At 45.8% G+C, this 22998-nt stretch carries 12 protein-coding genes; 3 read left to right on the top strand and 9 right to left on the bottom strand.

Annotated features, from left to right (window positions below; all coding sequences use genetic code 11):
- The first annotated feature begins 228 nt into the window (after positions 1 to 228).
- Positions 229 to 1044 carry a 3-ketodihydrosphingosine reductase gene (kdsR, locus tag ACPYIV_RS04080; RefSeq protein ID WP_301704727.1) on the top strand — a complete coding sequence of 272 codons (816 nt, stop codon included), beginning with the start codon at positions 229 to 231 and terminating at the stop codon, positions 1042 to 1044.
- A gap of 372 nt (positions 1045 to 1416) precedes the next feature.
- Here the strand turns inward: kdsR and ACPYIV_RS04075 are convergent, their stop codons facing one another.
- The 4 genes from ACPYIV_RS04075 to ACPYIV_RS04060 all read right to left on the bottom strand — a co-directional run bounded on the left by ACPYIV_RS04075 (position 1417) and on the right by ACPYIV_RS04060 (position 5825).
- Positions 1417 to 2418 (bottom strand): isoaspartyl peptidase/L-asparaginase family protein, encoded by a 1002-nt coding sequence (locus tag ACPYIV_RS04075; protein ID WP_299360905.1) that lies wholly within the window; start codon positions 2416 to 2418, stop codon positions 1417 to 1419.
- A gap of 14 nt (positions 2419 to 2432) precedes the next feature.
- Complete coding sequence (locus tag ACPYIV_RS04070) at positions 2433 to 4649, bottom strand: GH92 family glycosyl hydrolase (protein WP_293740455.1); 2217 nt, start codon at positions 4647 to 4649, stop codon at positions 2433 to 2435.
- 96 nt (positions 4650 to 4745) lie between these two features.
- Positions 4746 to 5627 (bottom strand): twin-arginine translocase subunit TatC, encoded by an 882-nt coding sequence (tatC, locus tag ACPYIV_RS04065; protein ID WP_293733443.1) that lies wholly within the window; start codon positions 5625 to 5627, stop codon positions 4746 to 4748.
- A 3-nt stretch (positions 5628 to 5630) separates the two neighbouring features.
- Entirely contained in the window at positions 5631 to 5825 is a 195-nt protein-coding gene (locus ACPYIV_RS04060; protein ID WP_075964325.1) for a Sec-independent protein translocase subunit TatA/TatB, read from the bottom strand.
- 141 nt (positions 5826 to 5966) lie between these two features.
- Between ACPYIV_RS04060 and fabD the strand changes: the two genes are divergently transcribed.
- The gene (gene fabD, locus ACPYIV_RS04055) at positions 5967 to 6848 is read left to right on the top strand and encodes an ACP S-malonyltransferase (RefSeq protein WP_293733444.1); all 882 of its coding nucleotides are present in this window, start codon (positions 5967 to 5969) and stop codon (positions 6846 to 6848) included.
- A gap of 80 nt (positions 6849 to 6928) precedes the next feature.
- On the opposite strand, the gene ACPYIV_RS04050 is transcribed toward fabD, so the two are convergent.
- The 5 genes from ACPYIV_RS04050 to ACPYIV_RS04030 form a co-directional block, all read right to left on the bottom strand.
- The gene (locus ACPYIV_RS04050) at positions 6929 to 8140 is read right to left on the bottom strand and encodes a radical SAM/SPASM domain-containing protein (RefSeq protein ID WP_425885670.1); all 1212 of its coding nucleotides are present in this window, start codon (positions 8138 to 8140) and stop codon (positions 6929 to 6931) included.
- 211 nt (positions 8141 to 8351) lie between these two features.
- Entirely contained in the window at positions 8352 to 10271 is a 1920-nt protein-coding gene (locus ACPYIV_RS04045; RefSeq protein WP_425885668.1) for a SusD/RagB family nutrient-binding outer membrane lipoprotein, read from the bottom strand.
- 115 nt (positions 10272 to 10386) lie between these two features.
- Positions 10387 to 13560: a SusC/RagA family TonB-linked outer membrane protein gene (locus ACPYIV_RS04040; protein ID WP_425885666.1), complete on the bottom strand. Its 3174-nt coding sequence runs from the start codon at positions 13558 to 13560 to the stop codon at positions 10387 to 10389.
- Between the two features lie 316 nt (positions 13561 to 13876).
- The gene (locus ACPYIV_RS04035) at positions 13877 to 15898 is read right to left on the bottom strand and encodes a RagB/SusD family nutrient uptake outer membrane protein (RefSeq protein WP_293733448.1); all 2022 of its coding nucleotides are present in this window, start codon (positions 15896 to 15898) and stop codon (positions 13877 to 13879) included.
- A gap of 12 nt (positions 15899 to 15910) precedes the next feature.
- Positions 15911 to 19135 (bottom strand): SusC/RagA family TonB-linked outer membrane protein, encoded by a 3225-nt coding sequence (locus tag ACPYIV_RS04030; protein WP_293733449.1) that lies wholly within the window; start codon positions 19133 to 19135, stop codon positions 15911 to 15913.
- Between the two features lie 623 nt (positions 19136 to 19758).
- Here ACPYIV_RS04030 and ACPYIV_RS04025 point away from each other — a divergent pair.
- Positions 19759 to 22998, top strand: a complete 3240-nt coding sequence (locus tag ACPYIV_RS04025) for a SusC/RagA family TonB-linked outer membrane protein (RefSeq protein ID WP_425885663.1) — start codon at positions 19759 to 19761, stop codon at positions 22996 to 22998.

Genomic DNA, 22998 nt, shown 5'->3' with positions numbered 1-22998 from the left:
AGTTGAGTATATCGATAAGGCATTAAAAAAGGATGACACGGACCCTACTATATATAATTAAGCAGTATATTTGTAAGCATAAAGTTCATACATGAAACACTTACACATTTTATCCGGTATACTGTCCGGACTAACCCGGTTTTTAACCGGCCTATCTTTACACGCATCAATTCTTGATGACCTTATCGATATTAAACTAGTTCATCATAGTCCAAACCAATCCTGAGTATGGCGAATACAGACATCATACTGGTAACCGGCGCTTCTTCCGGTTTTGGCCAGATAACAGCTACCCTATTGGCGAAACAAGGCTATACCGTTTACGGGACAAGCCGTAAAGAAACGGATAATACCCCTGAAGGCATCCGGATGATCCGGATGGACGTGACCGACACTGTTTCCATACGTGATGCTATCAACCGGATTCTGTCCGAGCAGGGACGTATCGATGTAGTTGTCAACAATGCCGGAGTCGGGATCAGCGGCGCGGTAGAACTGGCAACTGACGAGGAAATCACCTGGCAGATGAACACCAATTTTATAGGAGTAACCCGTGTTTGCAGCGAAGTGCTTCCCCATATGCGCAAGGCCGGGAAAGGGAAAATCATCAACATCAGTTCCATAGGCGGCATCATAGCCGTTCCTTTTCAAGGTTTCTATTCGGCTTCCAAATTTGCAGTCGAAGGATATAGCGAAGCATTGGCCATCGAGGTGCATCCGTTCGGTATTCAGGTTTGCCTGGTAGAACCGGGCGATTTCAAAACCAATTTCACCGCCAACCGTAACATATCGGCAGCCACTCTCCACCATGAGGATTATGGGCAAACTTTCGCTAAAAGCATGAAGATCATTGAAGAAGCCGAAAACGGAGGAAGTAATCCGGAAAAACTGGGGCTTGCCATCTGCAAATTAGTCAAAACAAAAAAACCGGCATTCCGAACGGTTGTCGGACCGGCGGGACAGGTTCTGTTTGCCAAATTTAAAGCAATCCTTCCCGACAAACTCGCACTAAATATCGTAAGATACTTCTATAAAATCAATTAGTCCTATACTTTTTACTCAAAAGCAGGCAGAAATGCTTGCAAACATCCCCATCTTACGATCTTCTACACCCGGATGTAGCCGCTCTGTACATCCGGATGTTTATGATCCCGACATCCGGATGTACAGCCAAACAGCATACTACATTATTGAAAATAAGACACTTAACCCACAAAAAAAAAGATTACATCTTTTTAGAATATTGGTGATAGATGTGTGATAGAAGTGTGATAGATAAAAACAGCATCTATCACACCATAAAAACATGATAATCAGAACTTAATAGGCAAGGTGTGATAGAGTGATAGATGACTCTGAAAAACATGATATGTGGCCGATCCCATTTCCTGATAAATACGAAACAGGATAGCCCCTCTATTTTCCTTCAAAAGAAACCAGTTTATCCCCTATCCCGACTTTCTTTTCAATCCGGTCGGAACCTTTTTGTTTATAGAGATATCCGCGGAACATACCTGTGCTGTTGAAAGGCATAGCGATATTTCCTTGCTTGTCGACTGCAATCAGACCGCCATTACCTTCATTTGTATTCAGTTCGGTATTAATGATATAACCGGCAGCCTTCTCTACCGGCTCCTGCAGATATTTATAACGGGCACAGACATTAAAGGCGACGGCATGGCGAATAAAGTATTCCCCATGACCGGTACAGGAAACGGCACAACTATTATTATCCGCATAGGTCCCGGCTCCGATCACCGGCGAATCGCCGATACGTCCCCATTTCTTTTTAAACATACCGCCTGTACTGGTTCCGGCCGTAAGGTTGCCTTTCTTATCCAACACTACACAACCGACTGTTCCGTTCTTTTTGCTTTCCTGTTTCAGCTTTTCGATCCAGCTTAAAGTCTTTGGAGTCGCAAAATACATATTATCGACCAGTTCCAAGCCTTGCTCTTTGGCAAAAGCATCTGCCCCGGCACCACTCAACATCACATGGCCGGTCTTTGTCTTTACGGCATAGGCTGCATTAATCGGATGTTTAACATTTTTCACACCGGCTACGGCTCCGGCGGACAGGTCTTTGCCTTCCATGATGGATGCATCGAGTTCGAAGGTCCCATCAGCCGTGCAGGTTGCTCCTTTCCCCGCATTGAACAAAGGATTGCTTTCAAAATAGTTAATCACAGCCATGACTGCCTGCGGACCTTCGCCACCGGCAGACAGAATACGGTCGCCGATCATCAGAGCGGAATCCAGAGCGGCATAATAACTGACCGACTTTTCCGGGTCGTCCTGGAGGTCGCCCATATTCCCGGCTCCTCCATGTACGACAATCACATATTCACGCTCCTGTGCCAAAGCAAAAAAGACGGTACAGGAGCATACAAGGCATAATAAAAACAGTTTCTTTTTCATGGTAATTACATACGTTATTCATACCAGACCGGTCCCGGCTGGTTCCCCATTTCAAATTCCAATGTGTCGCCATTCATAATCTGTTCATGGGTAATATAGCTCTTGTCATACGGTTGGCCGTTCAGCTTCACAGACTGGATGTAGATATTCTCACGGCTTACTGCCGGCGCCAAAACCGTGAAGGTCTTGCCATTTGACAGATGCATCTTCACCTCCGGGAACATCGGACTTCCGATCTCGTACTTACTGCTGATCGGATCGACCGGATAAAAGCCCATCGAACTGAATACGAACCAGGCCGACATCTGTCCGCAATCTTCATTCCCGCAGATACCGTCCGGAGCATTCTGATACAGATCATGCAACACTTCCGCCACATATTTCTGTGTCTTCCAGGGTTGTCCGACCTTATTATATAAGTAAATCACATGATGGCTCGGCTCGTTGCCATGAGCATATTGTCCGATCATGCCGGTGCTGAAGATCGGCAGGTCTTCGGTCGACTTCGGCACATACGTGAACATGCTGTCCAGTTTTTCAGCAAAACGCTCCTTACTTCCGACCAGGCCGATCAGACCGTCCAGATCCTGGGGAACGGACCAGAAATACTGCCAGCCATTGCTTTCGCAGATATCTTCGGTATAGTCGTCGGGGCTGAAGTTTGTGGCAAAATTGCCCTTCTCGTCACGCGGCTGCATAAAAGATGTGGCCGGATTATAAACATTCCGGTAGTTTTGCGCACGTTTATAGAACTCGTCGGCAATCTCTTTCTTCCCCATCTTCTCCGCCATTGTCGCGATGCAGTAATCATCATAAGCATATTCCAATGTCTTGGATAGCGACCAGTTTTCCCATTTTTCCGGATCACTGTAAGCCGGGACATATCCCAACTTCTTGTAATCGCCGATCCCCCGGTAGTCATCCCGGTTGGCCGTAGCGATACAAGCCTCGAGCGCCTTCTCGGGATCGAAGTTACCGATTCCTTTCAGATAAGCATCCACAATTACGGGAACGGCATGATAGCCGATCATCATATTGGTTTCCCAGCCATACAGGTTCCACAGCGGCAAAGCTCCATTCTGTTCATAGAATTTCAAGAACCCTTTGATCATATCGTTTGCACGTTCCGGTTCAGTATAGGTGAATAACGGATGGGAAGCGCGGTAGGTGTCCCACAACGAGAAGGTAGAATAGTTCGTCCATCCGTCCGCTTTATGGATCTGCTGATCCGGGCCGTAATACGAACCGTCCACATCACTATAGATAGTCGGGGCGATCATGGAATGGTAGAGTGCTGTGTAGAATTTCACCAGATCATCGGTATCCCGGCTCTTCACCTCTATCTTGGAAAGCTGCTTATTCCATTCCTTAGCAGCCAGTGCTTGATAGTAATCGAAATCATCTTTCGGAGCCTCTGCACGCAAGTTCTTGCCTGCCCCTTCCATGCTGACTCCGGATATTCCTGTTGTCACCAGAATTTCTTCATCCTTCTCCGTATTAAAATCAAAACGGGCAACATAGGCCGTACCGATCCAGCCGCGATCCTTCGTAGCGATGGAAGTCGTGTCCAGATGATAAGCCACGAAAGGTTTCGAAAAACGGGTTTCAAAATAGACATGCTGTAAAGGTGACCAGCCCTGTGAGAAACGATATCCGCGGATCGTCATCGAATCGACCACTTCGATTCGCGAATCCAGAGTGAAGTCCCAGTTCATCGCTTTTTTGAGGTTCAGGAATACGGATGCCTCCGCCTTGGGGAACGTATAACGCTGAATGCCGCAACGTTCGGTCGCGGTCAACTCGACATTAATATTATAATCTTTCAGTAGTACACGGTAATAGCCAGCCGAAGCCGCCTCGTCATTATGCGAGAATGTCGAATAGATGCCCAAAGGAGCAGGCGCTTCCTTATACGGACGCGTTACCGGCATGAAAGAGATATCGTACAAATCCCCCGCACCCGTCCCGGACAGATGTGTATGGCTGAAACCGGCAATAGTCGTGTCGGGATAGAAATAGCCTGAAATACGGTCCCAACCGGGAAGCCCGTTGTCGGGACTCAACTGAACCATTCCGAAAGGTACTTGCGCTCCCGGATAGGTGTTGCCGGTAAAATCCGTCCCGATAAAAGGATTTACATATTGTGTATAATCATCCGCCTCCTGTTGTTTTTCCGGCGTGCAGGCTGCCAGAGCCAGCAAGGAGACCGCCAATAAGGAAATGTGCCTCATGTTTACTGTTGTTTTAGTCTTGACAAATATACAAAAAAAGAGACGCACCTATTAAATATGCGTCTCTTCTATAACTATTTTACAATGTCTGTAGTTTTAAGCCGGTGCAATTTCCGTATTCTCTTCATCTTCATCGTCAAGATCTTCTTCTTCGGGAGGATCTTTCTTCACAAAAAGGGCACTCAATTCGAACAGCCCATACAACGGGAAGAATACGATACTTAATGTGAACGGGTCACTACTCGGAGTAATGAATGCTGCTGCAACCAACAGCCCCACGACAGCATGTCGTCTATACTTGTGGAAGAACGAACGCTTCAACAAACCGATCTGCGACATGAGCCACGACACCAAAGGCATTTCAAAGACAATCCCCATCACAAAGATCAGCATCAGGAAATTATCCATGTACGAATCCAGAGATACCTGTTCTATGATATTAGCACTTAATTCGTATGTTGCCAAAAAACGCAGTGTCATCGGGAATACCATAAAATATCCGACTGCACATCCGACAAAGAACATAATTGTTCCCAACAGGAATACCCATCTGACATTCTTTTTCTCATTCTCATATAAAGCAGGACTGATAAACTTCCAGATTTCCCACATCAGATAGGGAAAAGTAAGCACAAGTGCCAGCCAAAAAGAGGTAGTCATGTGAGTAAAGAACTGAGATGCCAGTTTGATATTAAATATCTGCACGTGAAAATTATCATTGCAGAAATCCGGTAAAACATCAAACCACGGACTGATATTCGCCAACCACTGGTTCAACTCGCAAAGCCATCTGTAAAAGATAAAATCAGATGAACAAGGAGCCTCTATCACACGGTGGAATATACCATTTTCCCCCCGCATAAAGGCAAAACTGCCTATAGCAAAAACAAAGAGCGCTAAAAAAGAACGGAACAGAGTCCAACGAAGTGCCTCCAGGTGGTCCCAGAAGGACATTTCTTCTTGTTCTAATTCTGCCATCTTTTACTTCTTATCAGTATCGTCCAGCTTAATGTCGTCTTCTAATCCTTTTACACCGTCTTTAAAGTTCTTCACACCTTTACCGATACCTTTCATCAGTTCAGGTATTTTTTTGCCACCGAAAAGTAACAACACAACAATGGCGATAATAACAATTTCGCCTGTACCTAAGTTTCCAAGAAATAATAATTGATCCATGATATTGTATAAATTAGTCGTTAATATTTCTGTTATCGATGGGGCAAAGATACAATTTGTAATGAATAGTACCCCAGTTATTCTAAATTTATTACCTTTGCGCCATCTTAAAAAACTGAAATTAGAAAAAGATTAGAAAAAATGAAAGCGTATGTATTTCCCGGTCAGGGTGCACAGTTTGTCGGAATGGGAAAAGACCTTTACGAAAACAATCCCCTTGCAAAAGAGATGTTTGAGAAGGCTAACGAAATCCTCGGTTTCCGTATTACCGATCTGATGTTCTCCGGAACAGACGAAGATCTGCGTCAGACAAAAGTAACACAGCCTGCCATTTTCTTACACTCAGTCATTCTTGCTAAAACATTAGGTGACCAGTTCAAACCGGATATGACAGCCGGACACTCCTTAGGAGAGTTCTCTGCACTTGTTGCAGCCGGAGCATTGTCTTTCGAAGACGGACTTGTCCTGGTATCCAAACGCGCTATGGCGATGCAGAAAGCCTGCGAAGCCACTCCCTCGACTATGGCTGCCGTTCTGGCATTGCCGGACGAAAAAGTAGAAGAGATTTGCGCAAGCATCGAAGGCGAAGTTGTCGTTTGTGCAAACTACAACTGTCCGGGGCAGCTTGTCATCTCCGGTTCCGTACCAGGTATCGATGCCGCATGTGAAAAAATGCTGGCTGCCGGTGCAAAACGTGCACTGAAACTGAAAGTGGGTGGCGCTTTCCACTCTCCGCTGATGGAACCGGCCCGCGCAGAACTGGCTGCTGCTATCGAAGCAACCCCAATCCACAAACCGGCTTGCCCTGTTTACCAAAATGTAAGCACGAAAGGCGAAACCTGCCCTGAAACAATCAAGGCTAACCTGATCGCCCAACTGACCGCTCCGGTTCGCTGGACACAGAGCGTCCAGAACATGATTGCCGACGGAGCCGATCACTTCATCGAACTGGGTCCGGGTGCCGTACTCCAGGGATTGGTTAAGAAGATCAATAAAGAAATGACTACGGAAGGAATGCAATAAGCGATTATTGTCCCGACTATATGAAAAAGGTTGGCAGATGTTCGATTAAGGACTTTTCTGCCAACCTTTTTTGAAAGGTTTCAACCTATATGAAGAGTGTATAATTTCTCGCGGTCAAGACCATATTTATCTTCCATGCTCCTAAGTATTTCTTCATTGAAGACAACCGGACGATTCAGCTTTTTCATTTCACGATAGCCTTTATAGACCATTCTCAGCATCTTTCCCGGATTGAAAACGACGGACGAAGTGATCCAGCAGCCATGCGTACACCAGCAATTGGCCTTCGCCCCGTGTCCGATGGCATTTATCTCCTGCTTCATTGCATCGCCCTGCATCACTTTAGCGATGTCACAACCATACTCTTTGACATTTCCGAGCGGTTCCCGGAGTTCACAAGCACGGAAACGGCCGTCATAATCGATCACAAGGGTGGTCTCGCCGGCCGTGCAATCCATTCCCCACGGAGTCGGTTCGTCAATATTGCCGGCACGCACATTATATAACGTCCGGATGAACCCCAGATAGAAGAAGCGGGTGATCGGTTTTCTGAGACCGGTGGTTTCCTGTACCATGCGATCGGCGTAACCGCAATAGATCGGCGCCACGTCATCTTGTATTTTCCGCAATGTCGATTCCGTCAGTATCTTCACTCCGTCATCGCGTGTCATGCCGCGGGCGGCTTCGATGGTATGGGTGGAAGTGTGGAAACGGGCGAATACCCAAAACATGAAGTCTTGTATTTCATCGATATTATATTTAGTGATGACGGTCGCGACATTTTTCAGCACTTTCCCGTCGTCGCGGAAATGTTCGTCTATTTTCTTAAGGGTTTCCAGCCCTTTATAGAAATTACCCGGAACACCGCGCTGGATATCGTGTGTTTTACCAAAACCGTCGAGGGAAAGGCTGACGTTAAAGTTGGTTTCGGGACAGCTTTTGCGCAAACGGGCTATCCATTCGACAATCAAGTCCGGCCTCAATCCGTTGGTCGGGATGTTGACATCTTTCACGTGGTTATTCCGATAAAACATTTCGATTATCTCCGGCAGGTCTTCCCGCAAGGTCGGCTCACCACCAGAAATCCATAGGCGATTGAACTCGCCGGCCGTTTCAGAAACTTTCCTGATTTCGTCAAAGGTCAAATCCTTCTCCTTTTTATCCATTTCCCCTGCATAGAAACACATGGCGCATTTGGCATTGCAGCGTCCTGTCACAAAAAGAAAAACCGATTCGAGCTGCCTTTTGGTACTCATCGCCCGGAAAGAGCTCTTTGTTCGTTTTGTTGTCATTTTTTACGTATATAATATAGTTGTTTGCTTCATGGTGACTTCGCAAAGGTCTGTCATAATCATGCACAAAACAAGTTCTATCTTTACGATAAAATGCTCAATTATTACTATTTCCGGTAAGAGCGAGCAATAGCAACAAAAAAACAACGCCGTACATTCGGAAACGTACGACGCTGCTAACATTAATACAATATGGAGTGTGTCTGTGCTATTACTTCAGGTTCCACCACAAGGCAGTTCCTACCACATCCGGGCCGCCCAGCAGTTCGAGGGCTTTGTTATAGCCTTCGAGGTTGTTCGTCTGGATATTGGCCGGGTAGCGGTAACGCTTCGGATAAAATTCCAGACGGCATTCTTTCGAGGTGGCAACCGTCAGCGGAACCTGGTTTAGCGGGTTGTAGTCTTTTTCGACAGCTTGGTTCTCGAAGAAAGGCAATCCGATGCGGCGATGATCACTCCAGGCTTCTTCCGGCAACCAGGGCACCTGGGCAATATATTTCTGCGTAAAGATCTTCGTCATGGCATCGTTGTTATAAGCGCCGCCACGATAAATGGAGTTCTTCGGATATGTATAAGTCATCGTCTTGTTTTCCTTCGTATACGGATCGACATAGTTCACGGTATAGGGCTTTGCCTCGGTCGTATGGTCGAAATTGACGGATGTCCCGATCCTGTTATACTCGGTAGAGGCCAAATAAGCCCCTACTTCACTCAGCAAGCCATGATACTCGAAGCTGGAAGTCACCCCGTTCTCGTAGTTCGACTTGGCAGATCCCGGAACATTCCAACCGCGCACGCCGGCTTCAGCCAGCAGGAAATAGCTTTCCCACGGTCCGAAATAGACACGTTTTTGGGTACTCATGCGGTATTGCTTGGATATGGAAGGATAGTTATAGTTCTTTCCGGTCAATTCGGTAGCCAAGCTACCTTTCACGTCCCATTCGCCGGCCACCCATGTGCCCCAGGTGTATTTAGGATCGATTGTCAACATCGGCTTTGTATTATCGTTCGGATCGAAGAGGGAAACCGGTTTCACGTCACTGGCTGCCCCGATATAATCGGAATAGACAACCCCGTCGTTCCACCCTACTACACTGAACAGTTTCGGTGCACGCGGATCGACATACTGCGGAATACCGTCGAAATAGAATCCGGCACACGGATCGTTCGTCGTCAACGGAAAATGCTTATCCAGATACAAACCCATATAAGTATGCGGATCCTTCAAATGCGTCTTCAACGAATCGGGCAGCGGAAATTCGCTGTTTCCCAGGCCAACCACCAGATTCTTGAATGTAACAGACATCGCCTGCGCATTCCAAGTACGGGACATGACGCTGGTCAAGTCGCTCCATCCGTCCTTTTCCTGTACGCCGGCAAGTTCGGAGAGAGAAGATATATACCCTTTGGAGGCGGCATCTTCAAACTCGCTCTCGGCCAGTTGCGGGTTGGCATTCACGATACGCATCGCCAGACGCATACGCAGGGAATTGGCATATTTCTTCCACATACTTACATTTCCAGCATAGAAAGCGTCTTCGGCCGACATCGGAGACATATCGATCGACGGATCGAGAGCGGCCTCCGCTTCCTTCAACTCTTTCAGGATAAAGGTATAGATAGCTTCTACACTATCATACTCGCCCGGAACGCCAGAAAAAGCATCCAACGCCGGAATCGGGCCAAAACCGTCAGAGACCTCAGAGTTCAGGTAAGCCCGCCAGATACGTGCCATCTGGATCACATTCTTATAATAAGGATAGAGCTCGGCTTCGCCATCGGCCACCTTCTTCTCGCCCAGCTGAACGGCTTTTGTTGCCTGGTTCAGCCATTTCACGGCGTAGTCGTTACTCAGGTAGCGCGTAATATAGTCATTATTATCCGTACCGATCGTGAAACCGCTTCCCCGGTTGAAACGGGACGCCCGGTTCCAGGTCAGGATAAACATACGTTCGGCGATCTCCGGATTCATCTGGTCGCCAATGATCGAGGCGTTCAGGAACCATTCAGGCTTCACCTTACTTTCATCCACCTGATTCGGATCTTCATTTATCTCCTGAAAATCGCTACAGGAAGAAAACAAAGCTGCCACGGAGAACATGCCTACTAATATTCTATTTTTTGCGTTCATATTTTCTATTGTTTACAAAATGATTACAAATTATCAAAAAAATCTGCTGCCCGACGACCGGAAAGTTCCAAATTCATTTTTTCTTGTTTTCAGCGGCCGGACGGCAAAAATATTTTTAGAACCCTACCGTCACGTTAAATGTGAACGAACGGCTTGTCGGAGCGGCCCCGTTTTCAAAACCGGTCGCATTCGTGTTGGTTGCCGAAACGGATTCGGGATCGATCCCCGGCAGGTTGTAATGGATCATCCACACATTATTGCAGGTAGCCGACAGGTTCAGACGCTGGAACGGCGTCTTTTTCAGCATGTTTTTATTGAACGTATATCCCAGAGTGATGTTACGCAGACGAATATTAGTCGCATCGTATGTGAAGACTTCCGGCAAGCCGTAATTACCGGTCGATCCGATCCGTTCCCAATAGTTCTGATGAGTAACCGGAACATTGTTGTCCACATATCCCCCGTCTTTCTGTACAACCGTGTTAGGCACGACAAAATCCTGACGTTCACCGTTCACCACTGTTCCGGCTGCATTACCCCGGACAAACAGGTTGGACGCCGTTGCCGAATAGATGTCGCCACCGATACGGAAGTCGATGAGGAAACTCAAGTTAAATCCTTTATATGAAAAGTTGTTTGTCAAACCGAGCATCCAATCCGGGCTTTGGTTACCCACCTTGCTCTTCTCGGTCGAGATTAGCGGTAAGCCGTCTTCGCCGACGATCACCTTTCCATAATGCGGGCTGTCCTTGTCAGTCACACGCAGGAAGGTTTGTCCGTAAATATCACCATAATAACTACCTTGCGCGGCCACGATCTGGATCGCATCCAGTGTCTTGATGTCATAAAGCGTGACGCCCGGATAAAGGTCGATGATCTTGTTGCGGTTCAGTGAGAACTGGGCTGTCGCATTCCAGTTGAAACCCTGCGGGTCATGGCTCTGGAAGATAGCGCCGTTCAGCGAGATTTCCAGACCTTCGTTCTGGATATTACCGGCGTTCACCTTGCGTGAACTATATCCGGCAAACGGGTCCAGCGGCAGGTTCAGCAACTGGCGGGTAGCATTCGTCTTATACCAGGCGAAATCCAAACCTAAGCGGTTCTGAAGGAAACGCACGTCGAAACCGGCTTCCCATGATTTGATCAACTCGCTTCGTACGCTCGGATCAAACAAGGTTTGACCGGGGGTAGCCGTCGTATTTCCATTCTCATCCTTTCCCACCGTATAATTATTATATAATTGATACGGGTCGAGGTCATTACCTACTTCCGCATAAGAAGCCCTTACCTTTGCAAATGTGAACCATTCCGGCATACTACCTCCGATCTTGGGCAACATATCCGAGATTACACCGGAGAGACTGACCGAAGGATAGAAATAGGAGCGGTTGGCCTTGGACATTGTAGACGACCAGTCGTTACGGGCTGTCACGTCCAGGAACAAGTAACCGTCCCAGTTCAGTTGTAACGATCCATAGAGGGAGTTCATTTTCCGGCGGATCAACTCAGAAGTCACGGTCGGCTTGTTAACGCCGTTGTTCAGGGAGAACAGGTTCGGAACCAACAATTCGCCCGCCGAAGCGTTCATCTTGGTTCTTTGCTGCATCATCAGGTTACCGCCGAAGGTAACGAAACCGCCCAGGCGATCCAGCAAATTATCTTTGCGTGCGGTAGCCAGGAAACTATAGTTGTTTTCGTAGAACGTTTCTGAACCTTCGTTATACAAGCCTCGGGGAGAGGTGTTGCCGCCGGCATATACTTTCTCGTTCTTGGTTGTCGTATAATAGTCGGTACCGCCGCGCAGTTCGATATCGAACCAGTTTGTGGGTGAATATTTCAACGATACATTTCCCAAAAGACGGTTACGGGTATCGTTGTTCTGGCGGTATTTGGTCACCCAATACGGGTTTTCCTGCGGGTTCTTGGAAGCGTCCCACCAGATCATATTGCCCTCTTCGTCCACACTCTGCTTGAACTGTGCCACATTCAGCGAACGCGGCAGGTTATAGATCGTGTTGAACGCATTCGACGGATTCACACCCTGGATCGGGCGGTTGTGGGCATTCATATTGATGTAATTCACCTTGGCATCCACTTTCCATTTCTCCGCCTTATCGAGGAATGTAGTGGCACGCAATGTGATATTTGTCTTGTTCAGCCTTGACTCCGGTGTAATACCGGCATCGTCCGAACGGTTGATGGAGGTAAAGACGGAAGTACCGTTGATATTCTGCTGGAAACTGACGCCTTCGTTAAAAGAAGTTCCAGTACGAAAGAAGGCGTCGATATTGTCATATGTCCTCAAGGGCACCTGATGTCCGAGCCAGTCCGTCACCGTCTGTCCTTCCGCTTTCGGTCCCCAACTCAAGCGGGACTGGTTGTCGTAAACACCGACCGAACCTTGTCCGAAACTGTTCTGCATATCCGGCTTGAGGAAAATGGATTCGGTCGTGATACCGGCGTTAACCGTGATACCCAGACCTTCGTTTTTCCGTCCTGATTTGGTTGTGATCAGGATCACGCCGTTACCGGCTCTCGAACCGTAGAGAGCGGCAGCCGAAGCACCCTTCAGCACCGTCATCGATTCGATGTCTTCGGGATTGATATCGGAAAGCCCGTTACCCATATCCGTACCGGAGTTACCCCAGACATCGTCCACACCACCCGTAAAGTTATCCATCGGCGTACCGTCCACCACGATCAGCGGTTGGTTGCTTCCGGACAACGAACTGTTACCGCGGAGCACGATCTTCGAAGATCCTCCCACCCCGTTACTGGAACGGACAATCTGCAAACCGGAGACTTTACCGGACAACGAATTGGCAAGATTCGGTTCGCGGGAAGACAACAAGTCGTCTCCCTTCAACTCCTGCATGGCATATCCCAGCGCCTTTTTATCGCGCTTCATACCCAAAGCAGTCACGACTACTTCATCCAATTTCTGCGTGTCCTCTTCAAGATGTACGGACACTGATGCTTGTCCGGTATAAGGAATATCTTGTGTGGCGTAACCAAGAAAAGATATTTGGATAATATCTCCCTTTTTCACCCCATCCAAAGTGAAGTTACCATCCATATCGGTCATTGTCCCGTTGGTGGTTCCTTTTATGACAACAGACGCGCCGGCAACCGGTCCTAAAGCATCTTCGACGACTCCCGTTACTTTTGCATTTTGTTGGGAAATGTCAGTGGTCGGATTACCTGCACCTGAAGCCGCGTATATATTTCCGGAGAAACACAACGTACTCGCAAGCAAAACCATGCTGACAGGCTTAATTCTTTTCAACATAACTAATGTTTTTTGTTTAATTTATGATACATGTCTTGGCAGAAACCAACGTCTTTTTTGATATATGTAACACAAAAAAAGAGAAGTTGTTTTGTATTTAACTTTTCCGACAAATAGAAGGTCATACAGGAAAAATATACCGGAAGCATACCCATAAATTGTTTCACAAGGATTAGAGCAGACGGATAGAAAGTCAGAAAAGAAAAAAACAAAAAGTTTTTTTTTGATTTGGGTACAAAAAATTAAAAAGCCGCCAACCGTCTCCTCCACAGAGACAGCCGGCGGCCCTTAAAGACTTATAACTATTAAGAAATGTTTATTGCAGAGCACCCTGGTTGGCAGCAGTCGGCCAATACGGATTCTGATAAATCGGAGAAGATGAAACATCTCCGCTACCGGAAGTGATGTCCAGATGCTGGATGTTAATCGGCTTCAGGTAATGAGCCATTGCCCATTTGTAACCATCTTTTGCAATCGAGTTAGACAACTTTTCATACGGACGATAGTATTTGCTGAGATTCGGAGCCGAAACATTTGCTTTCGGATTTTCCATACCGTAGACCAGCAGGCTTTCACCGGTTGTTTCATCTTTATACCAATTCTGCATTTCGCCCCAGATCTTTATACCTTCGATATGATACGGGGTTGTGATCATCTGATCCATTGATCTCCAACGGCACAAATCCATATAACGCAACGCTTCGGCCATCAATTCGCAACGACGTTCACGACGGATGTTATACAAAGTCGGATCGATCAACTGACCGGCGGAATAAGCACCCCAGTCATTCTTAGCTTCTTCGCTCATAACGGTGGCAGCGATTGTCTTATTGTAATCCGGATCGACATGGGCACGTTCGCGCAAAGCTCTCCAATAGCTCTGTGCTTTTGCATCCAGGTTTCCATTTTTTTCATAGCATGCCTCCATATAGTTCAGCAAAGCTTCCGATGCACGGAAAGTGATGGAACCAGTATAGTTTTCACCGTTCACACATTGTGCTTGGTCGAAGCTACCGCCTTTACGCAAGGCATAACCGGTTGCATAACCTTTGGCAGCATCACCCGTCAGGATATTGGGAACAGGTTCTACCGGAACGGCATGGTCGCCTTCGACAGCCTCGATCAAGATGTTTTTCTGTCCCGGTTCTTTCAGGAAGATCGTCAAGCGGGAATCACGTTCCTTGCGGACATCCGCAATCGTCTCGTCACCCTTATAGCCACTACCGGCTGCATAGATCGGCAGACCGTTTGCCATCAGGAAGCCGTCGACCATACCGCGAGTCACCCCGACACCGTAATCACCGAACTGTGCTCCTACAACCACACAATGTACCTGTCCGAGCCCTTTGCTATACGGACGCCACAACAGTACTTCGCTATAGGATGACATATCCACGGCCGAGAACATATCCATATATGGGTTAGCAGGTTCCGTAGCAGCTTGCTGTACCAATCCGGTGTTTTCAACCAAGACTGTTGCATCAGCCACTTCCTGAGAAGCCTCCATTGCCAGTGTGAGGAAATAGTTGATTTCGCTGTCGATATCGCCAGTCGGGTACTGGTAATTAGCATTGTAATCTTTTTCTTTTCCCGGCCACCCCGGACCGTTCGGAACGAATGCCGTATTTTTGAAATATTTCAACCAGGTACCTTCAAACAAGGCAACACGAGACTTCAAAAGTAAAGCAGACTCCTTGTTAATACGTGTCTTTGCCTTATCTGGATTAGATTCCATCAACACGATAGCCGAATCCAGGTCGGAAATGATGAAACGGGCCACTTCGTTACGCGGCGAACGTTTGCTGGCTTCTACCAGCGGATCCATCTGGTCGGGCAACGTATTCCGCACGATAGGGAAGTCGCCGAACATTTGATAGCGTTTGAAATACTCATAAGCACGCAGAAAATACATTTCTCCGATATAATGGCGGATATTCGCATCCGAACCGCTGATCTGCTTGGCTGTATAGCGCGGCATCACATTTTCAAGGAAATAGTTACAGCTGTAGATGAATTTGAAACGATATGGGTCATCGTCCGCCTTCTGTGACTGTATTGTCTTCCACTGTCCCGGAATATATTTATTGTCATAATTAATATAAGCCTGGTTATCCGTATGCTGATCCGTACCGAACGTTCCATAGCTCCAGTTACCGTGCGAAGGCAAAATATCGGCATATAGCCCGTTTGCATAAGATGCCAACTGAGATTCTTCAGTCAAATAATTTTCCGGAGAGATAGTCGACTTGGGAGTTTCATCCAAAAAGTCATTGCAGGAACACAACAGTCCCAGCAGGGCCACTCCTGCAACATGTTTAAATATATTGATTTGTTTCATTGTTTCCTGTTATTATAAAGTTACACTAATACCAAATGATATTGTCTTTGACAATGGATAAGCATTACCATTATTGTCTTTACCGCCGCTAACGGTTTCCGGGTCGAACATATTGGCCAGAGATGTACCTGTCCACAAGTTTTCACCTGAAACGAATACACGTAGTTTATTGACATAGATCTTATTAGTCAATGTAGAAGGCAATGTATATCCTAACTGAACGTTCTTCAAACGGATGTAAGCAGCATTCTGCAAATAACGGGTTTGTTTCTTGTTATTCTTATCAGAATCAAAGATAGGACGCGGATAATAAGCATTCAGGTTAGCAGATAAATCATTAGAAGCTTCGGCACGGAAATAGTCTGCATGTTCTACAAAACCAGTTGAATGCCAGATACCACTGTTACCAACTCCCCAGAAATAAGAGCTACCCTGCCAATAGTCGCGTTTCATCACACCTTGGAAGAAAGCACGGAAATCAAAACCTTTCCAATCTGCATTCAGATCCAGACCGAACTGGAAACGGGGAGTTTCATTACCAATCACTTTCATATCGCCATGGTCATCCAACTTGTTTCCACCGTTATCGATCTTACCGTCACCATTCAGATCGGCATACATGATATCACCGGCTGCCCAGTTCGTACCCAGTGCATTCTGTCCGCCGTTAGGCAATGAAGCCAGGTGTTCATCCATTTCACTCTGTGATTTTGCAATGCCAATTGTTTCATATCCCCAGATTTCACCCATCTTACGGCCGGCATTATATTTATCCAATGTACCGGTCGGGTTCGGATAACGGGTAATTTCAGTTTGTGCATCGGAAAGGATAAATGTCACGCCATAGCCCAATCCATTTTTTAAACGGTCTTGCCAACTGATATTCAAATCGAAACCATAGGTTTTCAAGTCGGTATTGTTCGTCTTCGGAACATCCAGTCCCAGGATAGCAGGCAACTCAGGAGCCGGGCCGATCATATCCAATGTCTTACGCTGGTAATAATCGAACGATCCGGTCAAACGGTTATTCAGAGCACCGAAGTCCAAACCGATATTCCAGTTGCGAACACGTTCCCAACCTAAGGTAGAACTGATTAGTGCCGGCACATAAGCAGCATTCGGAAGAATACCTCCCTGCAACCATTTACCGTCACTCGCCTTTACAGACAAAGACTGGTAAGTCGGATACCATTCAGTTGTATTCTGGTTACCCAGTTCACCATACGATCCACGGAATTTGAATGTTCCGACATATTCAGCCAAATCGCCCCAAAATTCTTCTCGAGCTACATTCCAACCCACAGAGAAGGAAGGGAACCAGTTCCAGCGCTGATCTTCACGGAAACGGGAAGTTCCATCATAGCGCAGGTTCACTTCTGCCAGATATCTACCCTCATAGTCATAGTTCAAACGGCCGAAGAAACCGGCTGTGCTCCAACGTGCACGTGAACCGTTTGTCGAAGGAGTCACCGGATTGCCCTGATAGTCCAAGCCAGTAGTGATATCGACTTCCGGTAATCCCGGTACGATAATGCCATTCCGCTGCAAACCAAATTTAGTCTGGCTCAAGCGCTCAGCCTGGAAACCAACCATCGCCTTGAAGTTATGACCTGATTCCAAACTATGTGAATACTCTGTATAAGCATTGATATTCATATAATTTTCTTTCAGGTAATCTTCATGCACATTCGAACTTTGATTATAAACATACGGATTACCATCAATGTCATGGTTATAAGTCAACTGCTTGTCCCAATGACGATTGGCTGATTTGATACGATAGTTAAAGTCAACATGTGTAACCCAGTTCTTAATCGGTTCAAGAATTAATGAAGCCTGTTGATATAAATTATCAGTTTGTGTTTTATCACGACCTCCATCGCGCAGGCCTAATGCCGGAGAAGGAGAAGAATATAAATACCCATTACTGTCATATAGTGGCAATGTAGGCCATCCCTGACGGGCCAAGTTGTAATACAAGTCGTCAGTCAAATCGGCAGGACGTCCGTAATCTTCACGAGTGAAACGGTTGCTGTAATTGAACTTTGCCCAGTCTGTCAAAGTCACATTAATTTTAGCAGTCGTAGTATAGCGGTTATACTGATCTTGGTTGAACTCCATCAAACCATTCTGATCCAGATAGTTCATTGACAGATAATAGCTAATCTTTTCCGTACCGCCATTAACACTCAGGTTATGCTCTTGTGAGAAAGCCCAATCCCGATACAGAGCATCATACCAATCCGTATTCGCATTACCGGCAGCATAACCGTCTGCCCAATATTGACCATTCGCAATAATAGGATCTTTCAATGTTCCGTTCTGATAATCTTTAATTCGCTGCAAATGGTCGGTAGTGAAATGCGGAGTCTGTCCGGCATTGATCGCTGCGTCATTATAGAAAGTAGCGAACGTATATGAATCCATCTGATTTGGAGTCTTCACCGGATCGTTCCAACGGAAACTATTGTTGTAGTTTACTACCGGTTTTCCTGTTCTACCGCTTTTTGTGGTAATAAGGATCACACCGAAAGGAGCACGGGAACCGTAAATAGAAGAAGCGGCTGCATCCTTCAAAACGGAAATATTTTCAATATCCTGTGGGTTGATAGAGTTGATATCACCTTCCATGCCGTCGATCAAAACCAGCGGACTACCTTTGGAACCTTCACCGATAGTAGCAGTACCACGTACTTGTATATCTGCCGTTTTCTCCAAACTACCACTGGACGAAGAAATCTGCAAACCCGGTACCATACCCTGCAGGGCTTGTGTGGCATTCATTACAGGACGAGACTCCAACGCCTCCGAATTAACCGTTCCGACAGAACCTGTTAAATTCACCTTTTTCTGAGTACCGAAACCAACGACAACGACTTCATCCAATTTTTGGGTGTCTTCTACTAATTTGATCTGGAGAGATGCCTGCCCGGTATATGGGATTTCCTGAGTCGTGTAACCAATAAAAGAAATCACGATAATATCCCCTTTCTTTACACCTTCCAAAGTAAAATTACCATCCATGTCCGTCATGATACCATTGGTGGTTCCTTTTACAATCACAGATGCTCCGGCAACGGGTCCGAAATCATCTTCTACAATACCTGAACATTTACCACTTTGTTGGGAAATGTTCGTGCTTTCTCCGACTATGGTCGGTTCGGCTAAAGCGCTTTTAGGGAAAGAAAACGCTCCAGCCAATAAAATTAAGCTGATAGGTCTGATTCTTTTAAACATAATTTGTGTTTTATTTAATTGAAAGAATTACTCTAATTTCCATAATAACTTATTATTTAATGAAATAAGCAAGTTCTACACATCTTCGTTTTAGTGTTTAAATGATATTAGTTCTAAAAGAACTCCGCACATTTCATATCGGTGTCAAAGATATGAAAATTTTCCGTCACCCTGTTATTTTTCTTAAAAAAATACGTAGAAGTCTCTTTTTTAACACTCTGTCCTTTGGAGTAATCTTTACTATTGTTCTGTTTGTCAACACAATATGATAATTGAAAATATATAGCTCTATAAAATAGGTAAATAAAAAAACGAGGTCGAAGTACTGCTGACTTGTCAAAAAAAGTGCACCAAAGAGACTTATGCCTTTTAAGTAATTATTACATAAAAGGACTTCCATCTTTACAGATTCTTGTTAATCAGCATTTTACTCAGGAAGACTAAAATCATATCAAGGCAAAATATACCTGAGTTCTTTTAGAACTAATTACAAACACAGATAAACACTATACGCAAAAACTAAAAAACTCTAACATTTTGTATACATGATGTAGAAAAGCGATAACAAGCGCCATCATTTTAATTAAAAGAGCATTCTTTCAATTAAATATAAGACACAAATTATGTTGAAAAATTTCAAACCTATCAGCTTAATCTTGCTGGCAGGTGCAACTTGTCTCCCTGCAAGTATTTTTGCAGAAACAATGCCCGCCAAGCAAAGCATGAACATTTCCCAGCAAAGCGGAAAAGTTACAGGTACTGTGGAAGATGATCTGGGCCCTGTCGCCGGAGCATCAGTCGTCGTGAAAGGAACAACCAATGGAAACATTACCGACATGGATGGTAATTTCACATTGGAAGGTGTAAAGAACGGAGATATTATCCAGATCTCCTTCATTGGTTTCACCACCCAGGAGATCAAATACACCGGACAAACTACTCTTCAAATCAAATTGGCAGAAGACACCCAGAAACTGGAAGAAGTCGTGGTCGTTGGTTATGGTGTACAAAAGAAGGTTAACCTGACAGGCGCCGTAGGGATTGCAGACGGTGATATATTGGAAGACCGTCCGATCGGTAATATCGCGCAAGGTTTGCAAGGTGTCGTGCCGAACTTGAACATTGACTTTGCCAGTGGAGACCCGACAGCAAGCACGACGTTTAACATTCGTGGTGCAACGTCTATGAACGGTGGTTCCGCTTTATTGTTGGTCGATGGTGTCGAGACAGCAGACCTCTCTCTGCTGAACCCGCAGGATATTGAAAGCGTATCCGTATTAAAGGATGCCGCATCCGCTTCTATCTACGGTGCACGTGCTGCATTCGGTGTTGTTTTAATCACAACAAAGAAAGGGAAGAAGGAGCAGAAGGTACAGGTCAACTACAACAACAACTTGTCCTGGTCAACAGCATCCCGGCTGCCGGAAGGCATTTCTTCCGATAAGTGGCTTGCCACTATGAACACGGCAGCAGACAACTCAAATGCAAAGAAATTCAGCCAGGAACTTATTAACGCAGTAAACAGCTACATTGCGGGTACAGGTCCATCTTCTTTTCTGGAGACAAACGGACAAATTACCGCTATGGGCGAATGGGGGTATGCCGGTAATACGGATTGGTTTGAAGAGATGTACAAACCGGCTTTCATGCAGCAGCATAATGCAAGCATAAGCGGCGGATCTGAAAAAAGCACCTATTACGGTTCTCTCGGTTATAAAGGCCAGGACGGGCTTTTCCGTCACGGGACAGACAAATATAACCGCATCAACATGACGTTCAACTATTCAACCCAAATCACAAAATGGTTTGAAATGACATTCCGAACGAAATACAACCGTAACACTTCCGACACTCCTAATACTTATTCATATATGGGATCATCCCCACACTATGAAGTCTACCGTTCATTCCCGTGGATTCCGATGTATACGGCAAACGGAGATTATGCAGGTATAGGAGGTTCCGGATTCAACTATAACATGCCGGGGCGTATGGCGCTTGCCGGACGAAACAAGATGAATTCAGACGATTTCTGGTATACGGCTGCTTTCAACCTTACTCCTCTTGCAGGTTTGTCTATCAAGGGAGATTATACTGGTAACAAATACTACGAAAATCATACTGAAAACGTTAAGACTATTTACCAGACCAATCCGGACGGAAGTCAAAGTGCGGTTGCGGGTAATACTAATTCATTAAAAGAAGCACGTTACAGTACGACTTATCAGGCATTGAACATATATGCTGATTATAAAAAATCATTCAACGATGCACACAATTTCGGCATAATGATCGGTTACAACCAGGAAAGCAAAAAGACAAATAACCTGTCAGTAACGACACAGAACCTGTTCAACAACGACAAACCGATTATCGACCTTGCCAACACGCATCAAATGCCTGTCTATACTGGAACGATCTGGGCTGTACAGGGTGCATTCTTCCGTTTGAACTATGATTACATGCAGCGTTATCTGATCGAAGTAAACGGACGTTATGACGGTTCGTCCAAATATGCAAGTGGGGACCAGTGGGGATTCTTTCCTTCAGTATCCGCCGGTTGGCGTATCTCCGAAGAACCATTCTTCGAAGCTGCACGCAACATCTTTGACAATTTAAAACTGAGAGCGTCTTACGGAGGTTTGGGTAACCAGGTAACCGACGGTAATTTCCAATACCTCAGTTATCTGAACAGTAAGACATTGAGCTACCTGATCAACGGACAAATGGCCGGAGGTTTGACTGCACCGACGTTGGCAAGTACTAATATCACCTGGGAAAAGGTTTACACGACAAACGTCGGTTTAGACTGGACCATGTTGAACGGACGCCTGACAGGATCATTCGACTACTATATCCGCGATACAAAAGACATGGTAGTCAGCCGTACATATCCAGCCGTATTAGGCACATCAGGAGGTAAAGAAAATATCGCCGACATGCGTACCAAAGGTATGGAACTGTCGCTGACCTGGAACGATGAAATCAAGGACGTTGCCGGAAGCCCGCTGAACTATTCCATCGGCGTTGGATTGTCCGACAATACATCTGAGATAACTCGCTACGATAATCCGACGAAGAGTTTGAATGAAACTTATTACGAAGGAATGAAGATCGGTGAAATCTGGGGGTATGTAACAGAAGGTTTCATCCAAAATTCAGAAGAAGCTGCTGAAATGGCCAATAAACAATCATTTATCAGCTCAACCTGGATTCCCGGTGATATCAAATATGCAGATTTGAACGGAGATAATAAAATCAACCAGGGAAACAACCGCGTAGGAGACTCAGGCGACCGTAAAGTGATTGGTAACAACACACCGCGTTACAACTTCAACATCAATCTCGGCGGTTCATGGAAAGGTTTCGACCTGCGTTTGTTCTTCCAGGGAACGATGAAGCGTGACATTTGGTTGGATAGCCCGATCTTCTGGGGATACGATGGTTTGTGGTCTTCCTGTCTGAATGACTACCATGTCGACAACTCATGGTCCGAATCCAACACGGATGCTTACTACCCTGTTCCTTTGTTCAACAACAGAAGTAAACAGGTTCAAACCAAATATATCCAGAATGGAGCTTACATTCGTCTGAAAGACGTAACGCTGAGCTATACGATCCCGAAATCACTGACCAGCCGCATCGGAATCCAACAACTGAAAGTATATGTCAGCGGGCAGAACCTTTGGGAGGCAACCGGTTTGTACAAATATCTGGATCCGGACGTAGTGGGAAGCCGCCAATCTTCGACTAAAGACAGCAACGGTAATGAAGTAACAGTCGGAAGCTTAGCTACTGATAGCGGAGGACGTGTTTATCCGTTTACCCGTTCTTATTCATTTGGTATTAATGTAACATTTTAA

Origin of the sequence: Parabacteroides vesiculifaciens, from assembly GCF_049860805.1 — a bacterium.
Taxonomy (GTDB): domain Bacteria; phylum Bacteroidota; class Bacteroidia; order Bacteroidales; family Tannerellaceae; genus Parabacteroides.
Note: the sequence above shows the minus strand (reverse complement) of the source record. Positions and strands in the feature narration are given on the sequence as shown.